Below are 23,191 nucleotides of genomic sequence, written 5' to 3' on the forward strand. Positions count from 1 at the left end.
GACATTACGCTAATACAAAAAATAAGGAGGCTGTGGCATCTCGCCATAGCCTCCTGTCTTTTATGTGGAAAATCGAAATATTAGTAGTTTTCAGCCTTAAGCTCGAAGTAGCTTTGCGGATGCTTGCACACCGGACAAACCTTTGGAGCCTGCTTGCCGACAACGATGTGGCCACAGTTGCGGCACTGCCAGATGCAGTCGCCCTCGCGTGAGAATACAACTCCGTCCTCTACGTTCTTCAACAGTTTGCGGTAGCGCTCCTCGTGGTACTTCTCGATAGCGCCAACGCCACGCATTGCCTCGGCAATCTCTGCAAAACCTTCCTCGTCGGCTTCCTTAGCCATACGGTCGTACATGTCGGTCCACTCGAAGTTCTCGCCCTCGGCAGCAGCCTTAAGGTTAGAGATTGTGTCCTTGATGGCACCGCCCTCGAGATACTTGAACCATATCTTGGCGTGCTCCTTCTCGTTCTGTGCAGTCTCCTCGAAGAGTGCTGCTATCTGCTCGTAGCCTTCCTTGCGTGCCTTAGATGCGAAGAATGTATATTTGTTGCGTGCCTGTGACTCGCCTGCAAATGCCTCCATGAGGTTGCGCTCGGTCTTTGTTCCTTTGAGATCTTTCATAATTTTATTGTATTTATTTGTTTTCTGATGCAAAGATACGAATTATATTTGAATCGGCAAAGAAAAGTTGTAAAAATTACAAAGTTTTTTTTGTTACATCATTATTTTCCTTTTGCATCGCATTTGTAATACTCTTGTGCCATAGCTGTTATCCTGTTGGGAATGAGTGATGTAATGTCTTTACCCTCGCTGATGTATTGTCGCACAAGCGTCGAGCTCATATCGTACAGCCCGGTGTCGAAAACTTTGACCGTTTCGGGCAGCTGGGTGGTATCAATGGGGTTTCCGGTGCGCGGATAAATGGCGATAGGGTAGTGGGCAATGATGTCGTCGGCGTGATACCAGCGGTCGAACACAGTCCAGTTGTCAGCCCCAATGAGCAGCGTAAACTCACGTTCGGGATAGTCGTTGGCAAGCGATTGCAGCGTGTGCCACATATACGAGGGGCGTGGCAGGTGAAACTCGTAGTCGCAAGCCTTCAGTTGGGGGTATGGTTCGAGCGCTATGCGTGTCATGTCGAGGCGCAGTTGCTCGTCGAGCAGGTCGGCTGAATGCTTCAGAGGGTTTTGTGGCGACACCATAAGCCACACTTCATCGAGTCCGGCAAGCTCTATCATCTTGCGTGCTATGGCTATATGACCGTTGTGGATGGGGTTGAACGAACCTCCGTAGATGCCTGTCTTTATCTTGTTCATTGTCTGTTCTGGAATTGATGGTTTAATCTTTATATTATAGACTTTAAGGGGATGGTTTGCAGGTGTATTCGCTCGGGAAAACAAAAGGAGTCCTTCTTCCTTTCAAAAGGAGTCCTTTTACAATACAAATGTAGCCCTTTTACCTTGCAAAAGGGGTACATTTGCAAGGTAAAAGGGCTACATTTTCGATGCAAAAGGGGTACATTTGCAAAGCAAGGGTAGTTTCGTATTGATTATTTGATGAAATCCTTCACTATTTGAAGGGTTTCATCTACTGCCTTGTCGAGATTGTCGTTGATGACAATGCGGTCGAACTTGGATGCCTGCGACAACTCGAATGTGGCACGCTCGATGCGCTGCTCGATTACTTCGGGAGCGTCGGTGGCGCGTCCGGTGAGTCTGCGGCGCAGTTCTTCGATAGATGGCGGCTGTATGAAAATGCTCAGCGCGCGGTCGCCATAATACTGCTTGATGTTGCAACCGCCCTTTACGTCAACGTCGAACACTACGTTCTCGCCACGTGCAGCCTGCGTTTCCACTTGCTGCTTCAGCGTTCCGTAGAAGCGGTCTTGATACACCTCTTCATATTCAAGGAACTCGTCGCGGGCTATGCGCTCACGGAATTCTTCGGGAGTGATGAAGAAGTACTCCACACCGTTTTGCTCAGTACCACGTGGCTGACGTGATGTGCATGATATCGAAAATGCCAGATGCAACTCCGGGTGTTGCATCAGTCGGTTGATGATTGTGCTCTTGCCGCTGCCACTGGGAGCGGAGAATATTATGAGTTTGCCCATAGGGAGTTTTGAATTTTGAGTTTTGAATTGTTGCCGTTGGCAATTTTGAATTTTGAGTTTTGAGCTGTTGCCTACGGCAATTTTGAATTTTGAGTTTTGAATTTTGAGTTAGTCGGCCAAGGCCGATTTTTGAATTATTCAATTTTGAATTATTATGACAAATCAAAATTCAGAACTCAATAATTCAAAATCGCAGGCGCAAGCCGAGAACAATTCAAAACTCAAAATTCAAAACTCAAAATTCTTTATAGTGCGTTCAGCACCTGTTCCTTAATCTGTTCCAGTTCGTCCTTCATCTTGACGACGATGTTCTGCATCTCGGCGTTGTTGCTCTTCGAACCGGTTGTGTTGATTTCGCGACCCATTTCCTGGGCGATAAATCCGAGTTTCTTGCCCTGGCCGTGTCCTTCTGCCATTGTCTCGCGGAAGTATCGCAGGTGATTGGCAAGACGCTGCTTCTCCTCACTGATGTCAAGCTTCTCGATGTAGTAGATGAGTTCCTGCTCAAGGCGGTTCTTGTCATACTCTACGTCGGGTATCTGCTTGAGTCCATCGACAATGCGTGCGCGTATTTTTTCAACACGTGCCTTCTCGAATGGCTCGATGCTGAGCAGGAGTTGCTCTATATTGTCAATCTTTTCGCCGAATTTCTTCTCCAGCGCAGCGCCTTCCTGTGTGCGGAATGCAACGAGCTGGTCGATGGCTTCGTTGATGGCGGCATTAGCCACCTGCCACTCCTCGGGTGTAAGCGTTTCTGTTTCGGCTTTCGACATGATGTCGGGCATACGCAGAAGTGTCACAAACCAGTCGGCAGGCAACGGAATCTGGCACTGTTCTGCCACGTTCTTTATCTGCTGGCAGTAGTTCTTTGCCAGTTCGGTGTTGATGTTTGTAGCGTCGGTATCGGCATCCTTCTCCACCCAAATGGCAAAGTCGACCTTGCCGCGCAGCAAGTGCTGCTGTATGTTCTGTCGTATTTCCATCTCCTTTTCGCGATAGAGCGGTGCTATACGAGTGGACAAATCAAGCGCCTTGCTGTTGAGCGACTTTATCTCAACGTTGATTTTCTTTCCGTTAAAGACTGCGACAGACTTGCCGTAGCCAGTCATTGATAGTATCATATTTATTATATATGTGTAACTGAGGGTTGTTTAGTCACGATTGTTGCCGAATATGCGCAGCAGATAGAGGAAGAGGTTGATGAAGTCGAGATAAAGACTCAAGGCTCCAATGAGTGCAAGCTTCTGCGCACTCTCGCCTGCGTCGGGAGCTGCCTGGCACATCTGCTTGATCTTCTGGGTGTCGTAAGCGGTGAGACCAACGAATACGAGCACGCCAACGTAGCTCAATATGAGGTCGAGACCACTGCTTGCCACGAACATATTGACTACTGAGGCAATGATGATGCCCAACAAAGCCATAAACAGAAGCTTACCCATTGAGGTGAGGTCGGTCTTTGTGGTATAACCGACGAGCGCCATTGCACCGAATGTTCCGGCTGTGATGAAGAACACCTTGCTGATGGTTGCCACCGAGAAGGCGAAGAATATCGACGAAAGTGTAGCACCGTTAATCACCGAATAGAGTATGAACAGCATTGTAGCTGTCGACAACGACAGGCGGTTGATGGCACCGCTGATGGCGAATACGAGGGCAAACTCGGCTATGATAAGTCCGAAGAAGGTCACCTTGCTTGAGAATATCAGCGACAGAATTGCAGGCGATGTAGCCACGCCGTAGGCTGTGAGGCCCGTTATAGCAAGTGCGAGTGTCATCCACACGAATACTTTGCGCATAAGTGCGGGGAAAGCTGTGGACATAGCGTAATCTTTGTTGCGCAGCGAGTCAACGTCGTACCAGTTTTCTTGTTTCATAATTGTTGTCTTAATTGGTTTGTACTTTTATTATAAATATATGGTGTTGGGCGTGTGCCCTACCATATATTTGGCAAATAGCGTGCCGAAACATTACATTATGCCAATCCACCTCAGCACGTCGTTGAGGTTGGCTACAATCATAAGCAGCATCAGTATGCCTATGCCGATGTATTCGGCGCGTATCATGAAGTTCTCCGACGGTTTGCGGCGTGTTATCATCTCGTAGAGCAGGAACAGCACGTGTCCGCCGTCAAGAGCCGGAATCGGTAGTATGTTCATGAATGCGAGGATGATGCTGAGGAATGCTGTCATGAGCCAGAACTTATGCCAGTTCCATACGTCGGGGAACATGCTGCCTATGGCACCGAATCCTCCGAGCGACTTGGCACCCTCGGCTGAGAAGATGTATTTCATATCGCCGACGTATCCAGAGAGCACGTTGCATCCGTACTTTATGCCTGCCGGGAAGCTCTCGAAGAATCCGTATTCGATGTGTGTCACCTTGTCGGCTGGCAACTGTGGCATATATCCGAACTTCAAGTCATCCTTGAGCACGCCCTTGCGTGTCAGTGTGCATGTCTGTTCGCCTGCCTGGCGAGCCAGAGTGACTGTAACGGTCAGCGCCTTGAGGCTGTCTTGATGTGTCTTGGCATAATCGAGCACGTCGTCAATGCGTCCCACTTCATACTGGAAGTCGTTGAACGATTCGATGCGCTTGCCGTTGAGCGATGTGATGATGTCGCCCTTGCGGAATCCCATATGCTCAGCCAGCGAGCCTGAAAGCACGCTGTCGACGCGAGCTTCGATGAACTGGGTCATGAATGGAGGTGTCGACTTGAACATATTGAGCAAGTCGAGGTCGCCTGGCATATCTATGCTCACCTGCTTTCCGTCACGAATGACGTAAGCCTCGTGTGCTGTTGCCATGTCGCGGAACATGTCAGCACCGAATTTCTTGAACTCGCCCTGGTCGGTTCCTACAAGAATGTCGCGGTCCTGGAATCCGAGAGCCTTGGCTTCTTTGTTGAACTTCATGCCGAGCGGCATGTCCTTAGGCTTCACATAGTCGTCGCCCCAGGTGAAGAGACACATTGCGTAGAGGAACAAAGCAAGCAGGAAGTTGACCAATACGCCACCGATCATAATCAGCAGACGCTGCCATGCGGGCTTCGAACGGAACTCCCAAGGCTCGGCAGGCTTCTGCATCTGGTCTGTATCGAACGATTCGTCGATCATACCCGCTATCTTGCAGTAGCCACCCAGAGGCAACCAGCCTATACCATATGTAGTGTCGCTCTTGCGAGGCTTGAACTGGAAGAGGTGAAACCAAGGGTCGAAGAACAGGAAGAACTTCTCAACTCTTACGCCGAAGAGCTTTGAGAAGAAGAAGTGTCCGCCCTCATGGAGCAGCACAAGGATAGATATTGCCAGCATGAACTGCAGCAATTTGATAAGGAAAATTTCCATTAATTATTGATTCGTAATGATTATTATTGTTTGAATATTACAGCATTGCACTTGCAATGCGGCGTGCCTCGGCGTCCGATGCTACATAGTCGTCGTATGTAGGACGTGCTATGAACGTAGCCTTCTGCATTGTAGCCTCGATAATCTCGCCCATCTGCAGGAATCCGCAACGGTCGTGACGGAACGCTTCGTTTACTATCTCGTTGGCGGCATTGACGATACACGGCATGTTGCCACCCTGATTGATTGCCTCGTAAGCCATCTGCAGACAGCGGAACTTCTCCATATCTGGCTCGAAGAATTCAAGTGGCTGCTTGAACAGGTCGAGTCGGTCGCCATTCAGTGGCAATCGGTCGGGGTAAGAGAATGCATACTGTATGGGCAGACGCATGTCGGGCACACCCAGTTGAGCCTTGACGGCACCGTCGCTGAACTGTACTGCGCTGTGAACGATAGATTGCGGGTGAACGAGAACTTGTATGCGGTCGGCGCTGACACCGAACAACCACTTTGCTTCTATCACCTCAAAGCCCTTGTTCATCATCGAAGCTGAGTCGATGGTAATCTTTGCGCCCATGTCCCAAGTAGGATGTTTCAGCGCGTCGGCAGCCTTAACGTCGCGCATTTGTTCGAGAGTGAACTTGCGGAAGGGACCGCCCGAAGCTGTAAGCAATATCTTGTCGATTTCGTTTCTTCCCTCGCCCACCAGACTCTGGAATATGGCTGAGTGCTCGCTGTCTACCGGCAGGATATTGACACGATATTCATTTGCCAGCTGACAAATCAGTTCGCCAGCAACGACCAATGTCTCCTTATTGGCAAGGCAGATGGTCTTGCGAGCCTTTATGGCGTGTATTGTAGGCGACAGTCCGGCATATCCCACCATGGCGGTGAGTACCATGTCGATGGGCTGGGCCTCTACAATCTCGTCAAGAGCCTTCGCTCCGGCATAAACCTTCACCTCCGGGCAGTCTGCCAACAGTGCTTTGAGAGCCTCGTAGTGCTGCTCGTTGGCTATGACTACAGCCGCAGGTCGGAATTCGCGGGCCTGTTCAGCCAGCTTCATATATTGGTTGTTGGCCGTGAGGCAGTACGCCTCGTAACGGTCGGGGTGTTGCTTGATTACGTCCAGGGCCTGAGTGCCGATCGAACCGGTAGAGCCGAGGATGCAAATTTGTTTTTTCATATCTCTATTATCAGTTGAGGCGTTTATATATCCAGCAAGCCTTCGGGCAGCTGCATTGTTAACTGTCTGTGCTCGGTGTCAACGTTGGTAATCAGTTCGTCGCTTGCCGGGATGAGGATGTCGTCGCCATTGGCAGTGACAAGTTCGAAGAGCGTGTTGATGGTAGAGTCGTCTACGGAGTGAATCTCGCCCACCGTCTTGCCCGAGGATGCATCCACCACATGAAAGCCCACTATGGCAGCCCACGAAAGCGAGTCGGAATCAGAATCGCTATGTTCGCGTGGAAAGTACACATCGCATCCGGTCAGGGTGCGGGCCTTGTCCTGTGTGGTCACATCTTCAAACCGTACAAGAGCCGTTTCGTCTGTTTTGAATCTATACTCGTCCATGAAGAACGGCACGAGAATGCCGTCCATGTCGAGAATGAGATAATCGGCATCGGTGCGGTCGAACACGTCGTCATCGAAGTGGAACGACACTTCGCCGTCCACTCCGTGCGGTTTGCCTATGCGTCCGATTTTATATACAGTTTCTTTCTTTATCATATTATTATCAAATGAGCTGTTCCTTGCGGCCTTACTCTCTTCTTATCTTGGCACCCAGAGCGTTGAGACGGCCCTCGATGTCTTCATAGCCACGGTCGATCTGTGCAATGTTGTCGATGCGGCTTGTGCCCTTGGCACCCATTGCTGCGATGAGCAGAGCGATACCGGCACGTATGTCGGGGCTTGTCATTCTGCGGGCGCGCAACTGACGTTTGCGGTCATGGCCTACGATGACGCATCTGTGTGGGTCGCACAGAATTATCTGGGCACCCATGTCGATGAGTTTGTCGACGAAGAACAGACGGCTCTCGAACATCTTCTGATGTACAAGTACCGAGCCACGAGCCTGGGTTGCCACCACGATGAGCACCGAGAGGAGGTCAGGAGTAAGTCCCGGCCACGGCGCATCTGCCAAAGTAAGGATTGTACCGTCGATGAATGATTCGACGATGTAGTGTGGCTGTCGCGGGATGAAGAGGTCGTCTCCCTCCACCTTTATCTTGACTCCCAGTCGGCGGAATGCGTCGGGAATGATGCCAAGTTCGCGCACGGCGCAATTCTTGATGCGTACGCCGTCGCCCACCATTGCAGCCATACCGATGAACGAGCCTACCTCGATCATGTCGGGAAGAATACGGTGCTCGGCACCGTGCAGTGATTTTACGCCGACAATGGTTATCAAGTTGGAAGCTATGCCCGAAATGTTGGCGCCCATGGCGTTGAGCAGATGACACAACTGCTGCACATAGGGCTCGCAGGCGGCATTATATATGGTAGTAGTGCCCTCTGCCAGTACGGCAGCCATAATGATATTGGCAGTACCGGTCACTGATGCCTCGTCGAGCAGCATATATGCTCCCTTGAGATGTTGCGCATCAATGTTGAACACTTTGCGCTCCTCGTCATTGACAAACTTGGCTCCGAGATTCTTGAATCCCAGAAAGTGGGTATCAAGACGTCGGCGTCCTATCTTGTCGCCGCCCGGTTCTGCCACAGCGGCGTGTCCGAATCGTCCCAAGAGTGGTCCCATGAGCAGCACGCTGCCTCTGAGAGCGGCACACTTCTGCACATACTCGTCGCTGTCGAGATATTCGAGGTTGATGTCATCGGCCTGGAATGTATAGTCGTTGCGCGAGTTGTGTGTCACCTTTACACCGATTTCTTCGAGCAACTTGATAAGGTTGTTGACGTCGAGAATGTCGGGTATGTTGGTGATGTGCACCGGCTGGTCGGTGAGCAGCGTAGCTGCAATCACCTCAAGTGCCTCGTTTTTGGCTCCCTGCGGAGTGATGGTTCCGCTGAGTGTATGTCCACCCTCGATTATGAATGTTTCCATAGCAATGGTCTTGATGTTAGAGTGAGTGTGAGTGTGAGTATGTGTGAATATTTATCTGCGGCGGCGCTGCTTGCGCTCGGGCGTACGGTTTTGTGTGCGTTCGAACTTGAAGTTGTCGAGGTCGAGCTGTACGTTTCCGGCTGTGTATCCAGCCAAGTCTGACGCTACCTTTTCGTTGTCGCTCGAACCGTGTCCCCACTGTACGAGGTCGCGTTTCATCTGGTTTGCCACGAGACGTATCAGTTCGGTGCGTTCCGGTCCTTGCGGCATTGTCTTGAGCATGTCGAACACTTCGAACATCAGTCCGCCGTAGTGGCGCACCGGAATGCGGCGCATGGGGTAGGGTATGGGCTTTGGCTTCTCGAGCATTGAGCGTGCCTCGTTGATGTCGAAGGGATAGTCGATGTCGAGTTTGAACTGGCTCATCAGTGCCAGGTGGTCCCACAGCTTGCGACGGAACGATTCGGCGTCGCCAGTACGAGGTATCATGCGTTCCATAACGGCAATGATGGTGTTGGCGCAACGCTGTCGGTCGGTGCGGTTGGGCAGCGCCACGCAGTGGTCTACCATCTGTTGCACCTCACGTCCGTATTCGGGCAGTATGAGGCGTTCGCGCTGTGTATTGTAGTCGAGTCCTTTTATATTCATATTACTATAACAATTTCTTGGGCTGATGGGCCACGAAGTCCTTCAGATAGAACGGAACAAAGTATGCCACGTCCTCGTATTTCTCTTGAGCAATGCGTCGTTCGGCTATCGGGAACATCCATTTTGCCAGCGGCTCTACGCCCTTGATGAGTCGTGCATTGGGATGGTTTATCACCTCCATGCACTTCTCGGCTCCGTTGCCGAAGAAGTATACGGGTCCGCGGTCTAGATATTCGCGGTATGTATCGGCGTCTACCACGTCGGCCTGTATGCCCCTCACCTCGTGCAGTGCGCGGTCGTACACAGCCGAATACACCTCCATGCGGCGTGCGTCAATCATCGGACACAGCAAGGCGCCCTCCTCTACCTCCTCGCGCAGAAGCACCGGAACAGCCATGAGTTCGAGTGTAGGCACGGCAATAAGCTTTAAGTCCTGACCGAAGCAAATGCCCTTGGCCATCGATGCGCCAATGCGCAGACCTGTGTATGAGCCCGGACCGCAGCTCACGGCCACTGCGTCGAGCGGAATGGCGTGGCTGTCGGCAAACGACAATGCCTCGTCGACAAATGTGCCGAGCTTCACTGCATGGTTGGGACCATCGTGGTCTTCTTGGGAGAAAATACATGCTCCGTCCTGACTGACGGATACTGAGCACACATCAGTGCTCGTTTCAATATTCAAAATACACGACATGCTAAAACTTTTTACTTTCGTGGACTTTGCTCCTAACCGTGTGGCTGCAAATACAAAACTATATGCCACTCTCGGTTAGCAGTGTCCTCAATATACATATATATATTGTTGGTGTGTGAAATATTTCAGTGCAAAGATAGTGTAAATCATGCGCATTACAAAGAGAATTCATTCATTTTTGGTTAAAAACAGTTTGAGGGTTGGCGTTTTGTATCTAATTATGAGTAACTTTGCAGCAATTAGGACATACTAACATCAATAAATTTACCGAATGAAACATTCAAGACAAAGCCTTTTAATCCTGCTTCTTGCAGCGACATTGGCCCCACAGCCCGCAGCTGCGCAAAAGCGAGTCAAGGCAAAGAGCAAGACAATCGTTGACACACCTATCTACAAGCAGGCGTCGCGCCCCATTGAGGAGCGAGTAGCCGACCTTCTGAGCCGCATGACCATTGAGGAGAAGATAGCACAGTTGCGCTGTCCGCTCGGATGGGAGATGTACACGAAGACAAGCGACAAAAGCGTTGAGGTGTCGCAGAAATTCAAGGACATGATGAGCAAGGCCCCGATAGGTTCGTTCTGGGCTGTGCTGCGTGCCGATCCGTGGACGCAGAAGACGCTGGAAACGGGACTTTATCCCGAACTTGCAGCCAAAGCCATCAACGCTTTGCAGAAATATGCAGTGGAGAAGACCCGTCTCGGCATACCTATTCTGTTTGCTGAGGAGACTCCGCACGGCCATATGGCCATCGGCACGACCGTATATCCTACGGGACTGTCGTGTGCCAGCACATGGAATGCCGACCTTATGCACAGCATGGGCGACGCTATGGGCCGCGAGGTGCGCTCACAGGGCGGCAATGTGGGCTACGGTCCCGTGCTCGACGTGGCTCGCGAGCCGCGATGGTCGCGTATGGAAGAGGGCTTCGGCGAAGACCCTTGGCTGGCTTCGGTGCTCGGTCCGGCTATAGTTCAGGGCATGCAGGGCGAGGCTTCTGACGGCCAGCACGTGTTCAGTACGCTCAAGCATCTTGCCGCATACGGCGTTCCTGCGGGCGGACACAACGGCAATGCGGTGCAGGTGGGCGAGCGTACGCTGCGCTCCGAACTGCTGCTGCCTTTCGAAAAGGCTGTCAAGGCAGGTGCTGCAACCGTAATGACTTCGTACAACACCGTTGAGGGCGTGCCATGCACGTCCAATCGCTGGCTGCTCACCGACATGTTGCGTGGCGAGTGGGGATTCAAGGGCTTCACATATAGCGACCTTTACTCTGTTGAGACCATCGCTTCCAACGGCGCTGCCCGCGACAATTCCGAGGGTGCGGCGCTTGCCTTGAAGGCGGGACTGGATATGGACCTTGGCGGCGATGCCTTCGGCAACAATCTGAAGGCAGAACTTGAGAAGGGCGGAATAAGCAATGCCGACCTCGACCGTGCCGTAGCCAATGTGCTCATGCTGAAGTTCCGTCAGGGATTGTTTGAAAATCCGTATGTCAATCCGAAGACTGCCAAGCAGGTGTGCCGTTCGGCTGAGCATCGTGCCATAGCCGAGAAGGTGGCTGAGGAGGGCACAGTGCTGCTCAAGAACGACGGTGTGCTGCCGCTGCAGAAGAATCTGAAGCGCATAGCAGTAATCGGTCCTAATGCCGATACTCCTTATAACCAGCTTGGCGACTACACCGCTCCGCAGGCACGCGAGGCTATTGTCACCGTGCTCGATGGCGTTAAGGCTGCCGTAGACAAGCAGACAGAGGTGGTATATGCCAAGGGTTGCGCCGTGCGCGACACTACTTCGGCTGACATTCCGGCTGCTGTGAGCGCTGCCGAGAGTGCCGATGCTGTGGTATTGGTGGTTGGCGGTTCGAGTGCGCGCGACTTCCGCACCAAGTACATTGCCACTGGGGCTGCCATTGCTTCGAAGGAAGTGCTCGACATGGACTGCGGTGAGGGATTCGACCGCTCCACTCTCGACCTCCTTGGCAAACAGGAGCAGCTCATTGCTGCCGTAAGCGCTGCCACAAAGAAGACGGGCAAGCCGCTCGTTGTGGTATATATCCAGGGCAGAACACTCCTGATGAACCAGGCAGCCGACAAGGCCGACGCTCTGCTCACGGCTTGGTATCCCGGCGAACAGGGCGGTAAGGCAATAGCATCGTTGCTCTTTGGCGACGCCAATCCTTCGGGTCGTCTGCCGGTAAGCATTCCGCGCAGCGTGGGACAGCTCCCCGTGTACTACAGCCAGGGCAAACTGCGCGACTACATGGATGCCGAGGCGGCACCGCTCTATCCCTTCGGCTACGGACTCTCGTACACTACGTTCGACTATTCGGGTCTCTCGATAGAGCGTCTGGCTTCTGCCGATGGTTCAGCTACGGCTCAGACGCAATCGGCAGGCGTGCTTATGACTTCTGCCGACGGACTGCGCATGTCGGCAAGCCAGCCCATCGCCAAGGTCAGTCTCACCGTGACTAACACCGGAAAGCGTGACGGTGCCGAGGTGGTGCAGCTCTATGTTCACGACCGTGCAGCCTCGGTGGCACAGCCGCCCATCCAGCTTCGCGCCTTCAAGAAGGTTTGGCTCAAGGCAGGCGAGTCGCGTCAGGTAGAGTTTACGCTTGGTTTCGACGAACTGTCAATCATCGGTGCCGACATGAAGCGAGTGCTTGAGCGCGGCGATTTCGACATAATGGTGGGAGCCTCGTCGGCTGATATCCGTCAGAGCGGAGTGCTCTCGCTGTAGCATGGCAACTGACTTGTCGGACGATTTATAAACGGCTGATTTTCAAACAGAAAACGGCTGTTCTGAAAATGTACCCCTTTTGGGTTGTAAAAGGACTCCTTTTGCACTCCAAAAGGGGTCCTTTTATGCACCAAAACGAGTCCTTTTGGAAGGCAAAAGGAGTCCTTTTGAAAAAGGGCAGGCAAACGGGCTGTGGGATAAGGCATAATTAACACATAAAGTTAGGGCAATTTCAACATTTTTGTTATTTTTGCAAAACAAACAAGTTAAGATTTTATATGGAAATAGGTGATAAGGTTTTAGTGTCTCCGGATTTGACACATAAGTCAGATTGGGAGAACGGTGAGGTTATAAAGGTCGAACAGAATTCCTTTGTCGGAGTGGTTGTTTCAGCTAAGACCGACGATGGGGATATCTTCTTCGGCTATCAGGACATGTTCAAACCAGCATAATTTCAACTATGTACGCCCTAAGTTTTGATATGGTCATTTCTGACCTGCAGAAGTATTATGGTGAGCCATACAACAAGGCTTATTTTGAAATAAAGGAACTTTTGACTGCTAATGGATTTGAATGGGTGCAAGGAAGCACCTATTTGACAAAGGCAGATGATTTGACAGCTATTGTTAAGACTGTAATGCAATTGTCAAAGATTGATTGGTTTAAGAAATCTGTAAGAGATATTAGAGGTTTTAAAGTAGAAAGTTGGTCTGATTTTACGGATTTAGTAAAGAATTCATAAATGCAAATGGCACGAACCAGGATGTTGTTCCTTGTTCGTGCCATTTGCATATTGTTAGCCTGTAATATTAAGTGATATTACTTCAGCTGCATTTTCAGAGTCTTTCCCTCCATCAACTGGCGGTGAGCGATACGGAAACCGTTGAGTTTCTTTCCACCGATTGTTATTGATTTGATGTACTGCTGCGACGGCGATGTGCGGTCGGTCTCGATGGTTATGTCGCCATTGGGGTAGAACTTGGGGTCGAGATGCAGCGTCACCTTGTCGAATACGGGTGTGGTGAGCGTGTACGACGGGTCGCCGGGGTTGTCGGGATATAAGCCTATCATCGAGAATATGGCCCAAGCCGACATTGTTCCGGTGTCTTCGTTGCCCGGAATGCCGTCGGGACGTGTCGTGTAGTACTTCTTGAGCAGTTCGGTTACGGTCTTCTGCGTGCGCCATTCGTCGCCCTTGAAGTAAGAGAACAGGTACGGATAGGCAATGTCAGGCTCGTTGGCGGGGTCGTACAGACCCTTGTCGAACACCATCTGCAGCTTGTCGACAAACTTGCGTTGTCCGCCCATCATCTTAGCCATACCCGTTACGTCGTGCGGAGCATAGAAAGTGTAGTTCCATGCCGATCCTTCGTGGAATCCGGGGCAGTTCTCGAAGTTGGCTCCGGCTTCCGGATTGAACGGTGTGAGGAACGATCCGTCCTTCTGTATCGGGCGCAGCGTGCCGCTCTCCTTTGAGTAGTAGTGCTTGTATCCGAGTGCGCGCTGGCGGAAAAGCTTGGCATCGTTGTTGTGGCCGAGCTCCTTGGCGAGTATCGACAGAGCGTTGTCGGCAAGATAATATTCCAAAGCGTGCGACACGGAGTTGTCGCCCGACATGTCGGCAGCGTAGTATCCGAGCGGAACATAGCCTTTCTCGATGTACGGATCGATGTCGGGGCGCATCTTGTTGTCCTTGCCCGGTATGGTAGCCGATGCGCGGAACGCCTTGTAGGCGGTATTGATGTCGAATCCACGCAGTCCTCGCATGTAAGCGTCGGCAATGTAGGGTATGGCTGGGTCGCCCTCCATTGTCCATGTCTCGCGGCCGAACAGCTCCCATTTAGGCATCCATCCCCACTCGCGATACATGTCGATCATCGAGTTGATCATGTCCACCTGCTTGTCAGGATAGAGCAATGTCTCAAGCTGCGAGAGGTTGCGGTAGGTGTCCCAGAGCGAATATACGGTGTATCGGTTGCCGTTGGTGTGGCCGTTTTCGTTGCTCTCCATCTTCGGATACTTTCCGTCTACGTCCTGAAGCACCGTGGGGTGAATCTGCGAGTGATACAGAGCGGTGTAGAGTACGCGTCGCTGGTCGTCGGTTCCGCCCTCAACGCTTATGCGGTTGAGCGTGTTGGCCCACTCGGCGCGTGTGTCTGCCACGGTCATGTCGAAGTTGAAGCCCTGCTGTTCGGCGTTGAGATTGGCGCGAGCGCCCTCAATCGACACGAAACTTACGCCCACCTGCACTTCCACTTGTTCGCCCTTGGCGAGGTCGTAGGTCATGTAGTAGCCTATGTCGTTGCCCGCCATGTCGCGGCCGTAGCCCGGATACAGCTTGTACTTGCCTTGGTAGGCGTCCCACTGAGCCTGGGCGTTGTGCAGGTCGGGCTGTTTCTTCCACATGCCGAATGCTGACGGCTTCTTGTTGACGCGCACTACGAAGTACATGGGGAACACGGCTTGCGGATTGTAGCAGAACGTGCCGAGCAGACGGATGCCCTCAAACTCTGTATCGCTTACACGTCGCAGCGATGCACCTATCTCGTTTGTGAGTCCGTTGCCTAAGTTGAACAGCAGATTTGACTTGCCTCCGGGGAAGGTATAGCGTTCGATTGACGAGCGCATGGTAGCCGCCACCTCACATTTGATGCCGTATTTGGTCAGAACGTTGCTGTAGTAGCCCGGTCGTGCGGTCTCGTCCTTATACTCCGAGCCGTAGCTTCGGTAGTCGACGTTGAGCTCTCCGGTGGTAGGCATAGTCAGAAGTGTGCCCATTTCGGGACATCCCACGCCGCTGAGCGTGACGTGTGCGAAGCCCGTGAAATACTTGTTGTTGTACTCATATACTGCCGACCACCAGCGCGAGTCCTTGTCTTGCTGATTAAGGTCGGAACCCATGACGTTGAACGGCACCACCGACATGAGTCCGTGGGGGCGTATTGCGCCAGGATTGCAGATGCTGAAGTTGGTAGTTCCTATGAACGGATCCACGTAGTCAACGTTGTCTTTGGCTGTAACATTGCCGGCTGCGAGTGTCAGCAATGCCGCAATAGCTAAATGCTTGAAATGATTCATATGTAAAAGTTGATTTAGATTTAATGCTTGTTTCTGCAAAAATACTCAATCTGCACGAAATGAGCAAATAATAGTATTGCAAGTTAAATTAAATTAAAGACATTCAACATTTTAGTTATTATAACGTCAAATAGACAGGTTTGATGAAGTTTAGCTTTAACTTTGCAACCAAGTATCGGCTGAAAGCATCAGCTTGATGCCCTTATATAATATATAATGTGTAACAACGCTAATAAAACAACAATTATGAATATGAAGAAAGGAAACGTATTTGCAATTGCAATGATGGCTGGCTTGCTGACAATGGCAAGCTGCGCAAGCAAGAAGGATTTGGAAAACTGCCGTCTGGAGAACAAGGAACTCACCAGCAACTATCAGGATGCAAAGGAGTCGCTTGCAGCATCTAAGGCTCGTGTGTCTTCGCTCGAAGAGCAGCTGGCACAGCAGAAGGAGCAGCTCAATCAGGCCAAGCAGGCTTATCAGTCACTGCAGCAGTCGCTCGACAAGAGCTTGAACAACGCCAACGCCAACAACGTGAATATCTCGAAGCTCGTCGACCAGATCAACGAGTCAAACCAGTATATCCGCCACTTGGTTGAGGTGAAGTCGAAGAGCGACTCGCTCAACATGGTTCTCACCAACAACCTGACACGCTCGCTCAGCAAGGAGGAGATGAAGGAGGTTGACGTGCAGGTGCTCAAGGGTGTAGTATACATCTCGCTTGCCGACAACATGCTCTACAAGAGCGGTTCGTACGAAATCAACGACCGTGCTGCCGAGACTCTCAGCAAGATTGCCAAGATTATAACCGACTACAAGGACTATGAGGTTCTCATCGAGGGCAACACCGACAACGTACCCGTTAACACCAATGCAGCTTCGATGAAGAACATCCGCAACAACTGGGACCTCTCTGCTTTGCGTGCCTCAAGCGTAGTTCAGGCTCTGCAGAACCAGTATGGCGTAGACCCGAAGCGCCTCACAGCAGGTGGCCGTGGCGAGTATAATCCGGTGACAAGCAACTCTACTGAGGTGGGCAAGCAGCGCAACCGCCGCACCCAGATCATCATCACTCCGAAGCTCGACCAGTTCATGGACCTCATCGACAAGGCTCCTGAGGGCAGCAACTAATATTGTAGACCAAACGTAAACAAACGGACATAAAAAAACGGTGTGCCTCTTATTTGAGGTACACCGTTTTGTTTTACACCTTATAGCTGATGCTTCCGGCTGTTGCTATGACTTGCAATATCTCGTCAAGATTCTCGCGGTCGAGATTGAGCGTGCCGCAAAGTTGCAGATGCTTGACGCGTTCTGACTCTATGACAACGCTCACCTTGTATGCCCTCTCGATGGCTGTGAAGATCTGATGTATTGTCATTTCGTCCATGACAAGCTCGCCCGATGTCCACAAACGCTTGTCGGCAGAGTAGCAACTGGTAGCCCTTATGCGTCCGGTGCGCTTGTCGAGCAGCGTCATCTGTTCGGGATGAATCACAAATTCGTGCTTGGGGAACTTCACCGAGGTCACTCCTACCTCGCCTTCTCACAACGTCACTTCGGCTGTAGGCTCTTCCGGATAGTCGCGGAAGTTGAACTTGGTGCCAATATCACGCACGCACATGTTGCTGCTGCACACCGACATGGGCATGTCCGAACCCTTGCCCACCTCGAAATATCCCTCGCCGTTGATGCGTACGTTGCGGTCGGTGATGCCGAAACCTTGCGAATAGCTCAGCTGCGAACCTGCGTTGAGCCATACGGCAGTGCCGTCGGGCAGCATCACCTTGGCTCGCGAGCCTGACGGAGCTTCTACGTTGACCATGTTGGCAAAGCGGTCGGCGTATTGCTTGGTGTAGCGGTTGTAGCTCAGCCAGGTGCCAATCACGATGAGCGCAACGGCTGCCACGCTTGCTGCTACGCGTAGTTGCATGCGTAGCCACGGGTGATTGATGCTCCATAAGCGGTGCGGAGTAGTTTCGTCGGCATCGTATTCGTCTGCTGTAGGTGCGTCTTTGTCTTGCGCAATGTGGCGTTCGAAACGTCCGAAGGCAGCTTCGTAGTCGAATGTTGAGGCTATGTCGCCACCGCCGTCAGCGTTCCATTCGCGCTGTTGCTGCTCGAAATACTGTCGGTTGGCGGCATCCTTCTCCATCCACTGCGACAGAGTGGCGATGTCGTCGGGCGACGCTGTGCCGTTGAACAGGCGCAGTATGATGTCGTCTATTTGTATGTCTGCGTATTCCATTTGCTTCGTTTTAGTTAAAAAATAGGTGTATCGCATGTAAAGATATAGTACATGCTTTTTATAATAATGACAATTATAACAACCTGTAAGGGTAGTGTTTGAGCCATAAATTTCTCAAAATTAGCATTTTTCGAGCATATAGACAAGACATTCGGAAATAATAATGTAACTTTGTATCAATATTCTTGAAAGCAACGGGAATAATATTGATACGAAATAATAAAAACATCAATATATGGGAAAAGTAATTCTTACAGGCGACCGTCCTACCGGTAAATTACATTTGGGCCACTATGTTGGCTCATTGCGCCGCCGTGTCGAGCTGCAGAACGCAGGCGACTTCGACCGAATGTTTGTGTTCATGGCCGATGTTCAGGCTCTGACCGACAATGCCGACAATCCTGAGAAGATACGCCAGAACATCATTGAGGTGGCTCTCGACTATCTTTCGGCTGGTCTCGACCCTACAAAATGCACACTGTTCATACAGAGTCAGATACCGGAACTGGCCGAACTGACTACATATCTTATGAATCTCATCACCGTTTCACGCGTACAGCGCAACCCGACTGTGAAGACTGAGATAAAGATGCGCAACTTTGAAGCCAACATTCCGCTTGGTTTCTTCTGCTATCCGGTAAGCCAGGCTGCCGACATTACACTCTTCAAGGCCACTACAGTGCCTGCTGGCGAAGACCAGGAACCAATGATTGAGGTGACACGCGAGCTTGTTCGCCGCTTCAACCAGACATACAGCGAGGTGCTTGTAGAGCCGGAAATCATGCTGCCGGAGAATGCTACGGCACGTCGTTTGCCCGGAACTGACGGCAAGGAGAAGATGTCGAAGTCGCTCGGCAACTGTATTTATCTCAGCGATTCGGCTGCCGACGTATGGAAGAAGGTGAAGAAGATGTCGAACGGAGCGCCTCGTATGAGCATGGATGAACCCGGAAATCTTGAGGGCAACGCCGTATTCACATATCTTGAAGCGTTCAGTACACCCGACGATTTCGCCGAGTTCTGGCCCGAATATAAGACCCTCGACGAACTCAAGGAGCACTATGTGCGTGGCGGTATAGGCGACGGCACATGCAAGAAGTTCCTCAACAACGTGCTCAACAAGACTCTTGAGCCGATGCGTGTGCGTCGTCATGAATTGGAGCAGGACATTCCCGAGATATTCAACATTCTGCGTAAGGGCACCGAGGCGGCTCGCGAAACTGCCGCACAGACAATGGACGAGGTGCGCAAAGCAATGCAGATTGACTACTTCAATGATATGGCGCTGATACAACAGCAGGCTGAGAAGTTCCGCTCAAAGTAATAGTCTTATTATAGTTGAGAGTTGAGAGTTGAAAGTTGAGAGTTATGATTACCAACGATTAGCATTTGTCGGAGCTATACATATCATAACTCTCAACTCTAAATTCTCAACTCTCAACTTTTTTATAAATCCTATTGTCCTCCCAAACGGTCGAAGAATACGATTATTTCTTCCCACGTCTTGAACTCATCGCTGCCCCATTCTATCACCGTACCCATAAATTCGGGCTGCGGAGCGGACGCAATGAGATAGTCGCCATATTGCAGTTGGCGAGCGTTTGAGAAGATGACGCGTCCCCAAGCCGGCGCACTCAGATACTGTTCCACCCATGCTATGTCGTCGGTCATTGCCGACGGATTGTTTGTGCATGATGGAGCCAGCACATAAACATTATAATTCTCAATAATCCTTTCATAAGCCTTGTGCATCGAAGCGGTCGCCTTGCCGTAGCCGTCGCGCAATGTCTCGATGTCGATATACACCACCGGGCGCTCACGTCCTTCCTGACGGTCGTCCATATATCTTATTATAGGTATGAGATAGTGTATTGCCACCTTGTCGGTCAGTCGATGTTCGCCATGGAAATGTATGGCGGTGGGGTAGTGCTCGCTGAACAATCCGAACGTATGCACAATCGGATCCTCATCGCCGAAAAGTCCTATTACACGTCCACGCTCCTCGTCTGATATGTCAGCAAAGCAATGTGTGGTCATCTCCTGATATTCCTTTATCAGGCCTTTTGTGACGATAAACTCCTGAACTCCGTCCTGACGGGGATTCTGAAACACCTGCTTGCCAGTGAATTTCGACATAGTTTCGCCCATTTCGAAAGCCGGGTTGACCAATATACGGTCGTATCCTTTAAGCATTTCGGTGTACATTCCGCCCATCGATGTGCCAATAATGAGGTCGGGCTGTTCCTCTTCGCACATTTGGCGAAGCATCTGTATGCCTTCTTCGGGATGCAAAGGGATGTCGCGTGCAACAATCGTTGCTTCAGGCATCATTGTACGCAGCATGGTCACCGTACCCGATTGTGCCGACGAGGCGAATCCGTGTACATACATAATCTTCTTGCCCGCCATGAGGTCGGGGTATTGCTTTACATTAGTTTCGTTCTGAGCCATATTCTGAAAGTTTATATAAAAAGAAAAAACGGTTAAGTATTGATTTCTCAATTCTTAACCGTCATGCTTAGTACCCAGACCCGGGCTCGAACCGGGATGGGTTGCCCCACTGGTGTTTGAGACCAGCGCGTCTACCGATTCCGCCATCTGGGCATTGGCGTTTTTGCGTGTGCAAAGGTAGTATATTTTTTTTGTTCTGCAAAATTTTTTCCTAATAATTGTTCATTTAGGATAATTTCGTTTTAAAAACAAGGGTCCAACTTGGCGCTCTCGTTTAATATTCGTAACTTCGTATGCACTAAATAATCTCTTTCGGGATAAATCATGACAATATACCTAAATTAAAAATAATGACATGAAAGAAACAGAAAATAACTATTGTGTCATACTAGCCGGAGGCAAGGGCCGCCGTTTGTGGCCGTGTTCGCGCGAAGAACGTCCCAAGCAATTTGTCGATTTCTTCGGCACGGGACGCACGGCGCTGCAGCAGACCTACGACCGGTTTGCACGCATATTGCCACCGGAGAACATCTTTGTTAACACTAATGAAGAGTATGCCGACCTTGTGCGCGAGCAGTTGCCGCAACTTGACGCAAGCCGAATGCTTGCCGAACCTATCCATCGCGGCACAGCTCCGAGTATGGCGTGGGCTACTCATCGCATCATTCACATCAATCCGGAAGCCAATATCATTGTAACGCCAAGCGACCTCACTATCATTGGCGACGAACAGTTCAAGGAGTGCGTGGACCGTGCATTCTGTTTTGTGGCAGAACACAAACGTGTGCTTGCCATGGGAGTGAAGCCTTCGCGTCCGGAACCAGGCTATGGATACATCCAAATGGGCGAAACCGAGTGTGACGGTGTGTTCAGCGTGCAGTCGTTTACGGAGAAACCCGAGCGCGACTTTGCCAAAATATTCATGGATAGTGGTGAATTTCTGTGGAATACGGGCATGTTCATAGCCAACGCAAACCGCTTGGCTGACTGCTTCCGCACTCTGTTGCCCGTAGTGCTGCGCAATTATGACGACACTCATCCCGTGTTCGACTTCGAAGAGGAGAACCGCTTCGTTCACGACAACTTCCCCTCATATCCCAATGTGTCGCTCGATTCGGGCATACTTGAGAAGACTGATGGTGTATGTGTGATGCATTGCGACTTCGGATGGGCCGATCTCGGCACATGGCACGGCATATACGAAGCCATGCACAAGGGCGAAGGCGACAATGTTGTGATAAATACTGACGTGGTGCTCGACAATGCACGCGGCAACGTCATAAAGCTTTCGGACGGCCGACTGGCTGTAGTGAGTGGCATTGACAACTGTATCATTGCCGAGGAGGGCAATGTTCTGCTCGTATGTCGAAAGGAAGACTCGTCGTCGAACGTACGACGACTCACCAACGAGATACAAATGAAGAAAGGGGAGAAGTATATTTAATATACAAAACAGAAGCCCCACCCCCTGCCCCTCCCCCGCAGGGAGGGGAGTGGTATGTTTTACTTGCTTATACAATTTAGCGCTTAGTTTATACTAACGTTAAAAGCAAATAGTACATATTACTCCCCTCCCTGCGGGGGAGGGGTAGGGGGTGGGGCTTTTGTTTTGGGTAGGGCTTCTGTTTTGTTTTTACTCTTTTACAAACTCTGCGTATATCTTGTCTGCAATCTCCTGCATCTCTTCAGCCTCAAGCTTGAGCTTGGGATTGCTGAACAGCATGTCCTTCTCCGACTGCATAGGGATGAGGTGGATGTGGGCGTGTGGCACTTCCAGCCCCAGTACTGCCTGTCCTACCTTGATGCATGGGAATGCGCGCTTGATAGCCACAGCCACTTTCTTGGCGAATACCTGGTATTCGGCTATCTCGTCGTCGTCCATGTCGAAGATATAGTCTACTTCGCGGCGCGGAATTACGAGGGTATGACCCTTCACCAATGGGTTGATGTCGAGAAAAGCATAGAACTTGTCGTTCTCGGCGCACTTGTAGCTGGGTATCTCGCCAGCTGCGATTTTTGAGAAAATATCCATATCTTTAAAGTTTTAATGAGTATTCCAAGCGGTGACTGATACCGCTCCTGGCTGTGTAGAAGCTACCTTCGGCAGCATTGAAGCCTTTCTCTGCGACTTTTATTCCACTGTGATTTTGTCAATACGCAGGTGTATTGTGCCGCGTGGAATCTTGATTTCCACCTCGTCACCCACCTTGTGGTTGAGCAGTCCCTGTGCGATTGGGGTTGTAATGGAGATTTTGCCCTCGCGCAGATTGGCCTCGCTCTCGCTCACGATGGTGTAGGTCATCTTGGCTTTGTTGGTCAGATTGGTCATCTCAACCTTTGAGAGAATCTGTACAGAATCGGTGCTCAGACGCGACGGATCTATAATCTTGGCCTCAGAGATGCACACCTTGATGCGATTGATCTTCTCCTCAAGATGAGCCTGTGCCTCCTTGGCGGCATCATACTCTGCATTTTCGCTAAGGTCGCCTTTGTCGCGTGCCTCTGCGATGGCGGCCGATGCCTTTGGGCGCTCTACTGATTCGAGCTGTTTGAGTTCGGCTACGAGCTTGTCGTAACCTTCTTGTGACATGTAAGCCATAATTGAAAATTTGATTAAATTATTATTTTGTTTTTTCGAAAGGCAATAAAAAAACAAGAATTCCGACACTGGTCCTGCTGTCGGAATTCTCATTTTCCTGTTGCTCTAAAGTTAATATCTTGACTTTAGGCGTGCCTGCCTGATGTGTGTTTATGTCTGGAGGCACTCCGTATGTATTGTCTATGAATGTTTTGCAAAGTTAGACAT

23 protein-coding genes and 1 tRNA gene are annotated in these 23,191 nt (G+C 50.8%); 6 read left to right on the forward strand and 18 right to left on the reverse strand.

Going from position 1 to position 23,191, the window contains the following annotated elements:
* Positions 1–80: 80 nt before the first annotated feature.
* The 11 genes from rbr to tsaB form a co-directional block, all read right to left on the reverse strand.
* Complete coding sequence (gene rbr / locus I6E49_RS06495; protein WP_235401146.1) at positions 81–623, reverse strand: rubrerythrin; 543 nt, start codon at positions 621–623, stop codon at positions 81–83.
* A 101-nt stretch (positions 624–724) separates the two neighbouring features.
* Positions 725–1,318, reverse strand: a complete 594-nt coding sequence (gene nadD, locus I6E49_RS06500; protein WP_235401148.1) for a nicotinate (nicotinamide) nucleotide adenylyltransferase — start codon at positions 1,316–1,318, stop codon at positions 725–727.
* Positions 1,319–1,551: 233 nt separating this feature from the next.
* Positions 1,552–2,115: a guanylate kinase gene (gene gmk / locus I6E49_RS06505; protein ID WP_235401150.1), complete on the reverse strand. Its 564-nt coding sequence runs from the start codon at positions 2,113–2,115 to the stop codon at positions 1,552–1,554.
* Between the two features lie 245 nt (positions 2,116–2,360).
* Positions 2,361–3,236, reverse strand: coding sequence for a YicC/YloC family endoribonuclease (locus I6E49_RS06510; protein ID WP_235401152.1), 876 nt, complete (start codon positions 3,234–3,236; stop codon positions 2,361–2,363).
* Between the two features lie 30 nt (positions 3,237–3,266).
* Complete coding sequence (locus I6E49_RS06515; protein WP_235401154.1) at positions 3,267–3,989, reverse strand: Bax inhibitor-1/YccA family protein; 723 nt, start codon at positions 3,987–3,989, stop codon at positions 3,267–3,269.
* 93 nt (positions 3,990–4,082) lie between these two features.
* Positions 4,083–5,459, reverse strand: a complete 1,377-nt coding sequence (rseP, locus tag I6E49_RS06520) for an RIP metalloprotease RseP (RefSeq protein ID WP_235401155.1) — start codon at positions 5,457–5,459, stop codon at positions 4,083–4,085.
* 37 nt (positions 5,460–5,496) lie between these two features.
* Positions 5,497–6,645 (reverse strand): 1-deoxy-D-xylulose-5-phosphate reductoisomerase, encoded by a 1,149-nt coding sequence (locus tag I6E49_RS06525; protein ID WP_235401156.1) that lies wholly within the window; start codon positions 6,643–6,645, stop codon positions 5,497–5,499.
* A gap of 23 nt (positions 6,646–6,668) precedes the next feature.
* Positions 6,669–7,190: a ribosome maturation factor RimM gene (gene rimM / locus I6E49_RS06530; protein ID WP_235401157.1), complete on the reverse strand. Its 522-nt coding sequence runs from the start codon at positions 7,188–7,190 to the stop codon at positions 6,669–6,671.
* Positions 7,191–7,221: 31 nt separating this feature from the next.
* Positions 7,222–8,526 (reverse strand): UDP-N-acetylglucosamine 1-carboxyvinyltransferase, encoded by a 1,305-nt coding sequence (murA, locus tag I6E49_RS06535; protein WP_235401158.1) that lies wholly within the window; start codon positions 8,524–8,526, stop codon positions 7,222–7,224.
* A gap of 51 nt (positions 8,527–8,577) precedes the next feature.
* The gene (locus I6E49_RS06540) at positions 8,578–9,174 is read right to left on the reverse strand and encodes a DUF4290 domain-containing protein (RefSeq protein WP_235401159.1); all 597 of its coding nucleotides are present in this window, start codon (positions 9,172–9,174) and stop codon (positions 8,578–8,580) included.
* Positions 9,175–9,178: 4 nt separating this feature from the next.
* On the reverse strand, positions 9,179–9,868 hold the full coding sequence (tsaB, locus tag I6E49_RS06545) for a tRNA (adenosine(37)-N6)-threonylcarbamoyltransferase complex dimerization subunit type 1 TsaB (RefSeq protein ID WP_235401160.1): 690 nt from the start codon (positions 9,866–9,868) through the stop codon (positions 9,179–9,181).
* A 271-nt stretch (positions 9,869–10,139) separates the two neighbouring features.
* Between tsaB and I6E49_RS06550 the strand changes: the two genes are divergently transcribed.
* From I6E49_RS06550 to I6E49_RS06560, 3 genes are all read left to right on the forward strand, one after another.
* The gene (locus I6E49_RS06550) at positions 10,140–12,608 is read left to right on the forward strand and encodes a glycoside hydrolase family 3 N-terminal domain-containing protein (RefSeq protein ID WP_441006964.1); all 2,469 of its coding nucleotides are present in this window, start codon (positions 10,140–10,142) and stop codon (positions 12,606–12,608) included.
* A gap of 278 nt (positions 12,609–12,886) precedes the next feature.
* On the forward strand, positions 12,887–13,060 hold the full coding sequence (locus I6E49_RS06555; protein WP_235401161.1) for a transcriptional regulator: 174 nt from the start codon (positions 12,887–12,889) through the stop codon (positions 13,058–13,060).
* An 8-nt stretch (positions 13,061–13,068) separates the two neighbouring features.
* A complete protein-coding gene (locus tag I6E49_RS06560; RefSeq protein WP_235401163.1) occupies positions 13,069–13,350 on the forward strand; it encodes a virulence protein in 282 nt (93 codons plus the stop codon).
* Positions 13,351–13,427: 77 nt separating this feature from the next.
* On the opposite strand, the gene I6E49_RS06565 is transcribed toward I6E49_RS06560, so the two are convergent.
* Positions 13,428–15,686 (reverse strand): GH92 family glycosyl hydrolase, encoded by a 2,259-nt coding sequence (locus I6E49_RS06565; RefSeq protein WP_235401165.1) that lies wholly within the window; start codon positions 15,684–15,686, stop codon positions 13,428–13,430.
* Positions 15,687–15,938: 252 nt separating this feature from the next.
* Between I6E49_RS06565 and I6E49_RS06570 the strand changes: the two genes are divergently transcribed.
* Positions 15,939–16,817, forward strand: coding sequence for an OmpA family protein (locus tag I6E49_RS06570; protein ID WP_235401167.1), 879 nt, complete (start codon positions 15,939–15,941; stop codon positions 16,815–16,817).
* A gap of 73 nt (positions 16,818–16,890) precedes the next feature.
* Here I6E49_RS06570 and I6E49_RS14610 read toward each other — a convergent pair whose 3' ends face one another.
* Together I6E49_RS14610 and I6E49_RS06580 are read right to left on the reverse strand one after the other, a co-directional pair.
* Positions 16,891–17,217 (reverse strand): DUF4974 domain-containing protein, encoded by a 327-nt coding sequence (locus I6E49_RS14610; protein WP_235401169.1) that lies wholly within the window; start codon positions 17,215–17,217, stop codon positions 16,891–16,893.
* A 15-nt stretch (positions 17,218–17,232) separates the two neighbouring features.
* Positions 17,233–17,934: a FecR family protein gene (locus tag I6E49_RS06580; RefSeq protein ID WP_235401170.1), complete on the reverse strand. Its 702-nt coding sequence runs from the start codon at positions 17,932–17,934 to the stop codon at positions 17,233–17,235.
* 235 nt (positions 17,935–18,169) lie between these two features.
* On the opposite strand from I6E49_RS06580, the gene trpS reads away from it, so the two are divergent.
* Entirely contained in the window at positions 18,170–19,258 is a 1,089-nt protein-coding gene (trpS, locus tag I6E49_RS06585) for a tryptophan--tRNA ligase (protein ID WP_235394537.1), read from the forward strand.
* A gap of 131 nt (positions 19,259–19,389) precedes the next feature.
* Here trpS and I6E49_RS06590 read toward each other — a convergent pair whose 3' ends face one another.
* A complete protein-coding gene (locus I6E49_RS06590; RefSeq protein WP_235401171.1) occupies positions 19,390–20,385 on the reverse strand; it encodes a YqiA/YcfP family alpha/beta fold hydrolase in 996 nt (331 codons plus the stop codon).
* Positions 20,386–20,456: 71 nt separating this feature from the next.
* Positions 20,457–20,538 (reverse strand) — tRNA-Leu (locus tag I6E49_RS06595).
* Positions 20,539–20,740: 202 nt separating this feature from the next.
* Between I6E49_RS06595 and I6E49_RS06600 the strand changes: the two genes are divergently transcribed.
* A complete protein-coding gene (locus I6E49_RS06600) occupies positions 20,741–21,829 on the forward strand; it encodes a mannose-1-phosphate guanylyltransferase (RefSeq protein WP_235401172.1) in 1,089 nt (362 codons plus the stop codon).
* 189 nt (positions 21,830–22,018) lie between these two features.
* On the opposite strand, the gene I6E49_RS06605 is transcribed toward I6E49_RS06600, so the two are convergent.
* Both I6E49_RS06605 and greA read right to left on the reverse strand, forming a co-directional pair.
* The gene (locus I6E49_RS06605; RefSeq protein WP_235401173.1) at positions 22,019–22,417 is read right to left on the reverse strand and encodes an HIT family protein; all 399 of its coding nucleotides are present in this window, start codon (positions 22,415–22,417) and stop codon (positions 22,019–22,021) included.
* Between the two features lie 99 nt (positions 22,418–22,516).
* Positions 22,517–22,984 carry a transcription elongation factor GreA gene (gene greA, locus I6E49_RS06610; RefSeq protein ID WP_235401176.1) on the reverse strand — a complete coding sequence of 156 codons (468 nt, stop codon included), beginning with the start codon at positions 22,982–22,984 and terminating at the stop codon, positions 22,517–22,519.
* Positions 22,985–23,191: the final 207 nt, after the last annotated feature.

Source organism: Leyella stercorea (genome assembly GCF_021531655.1).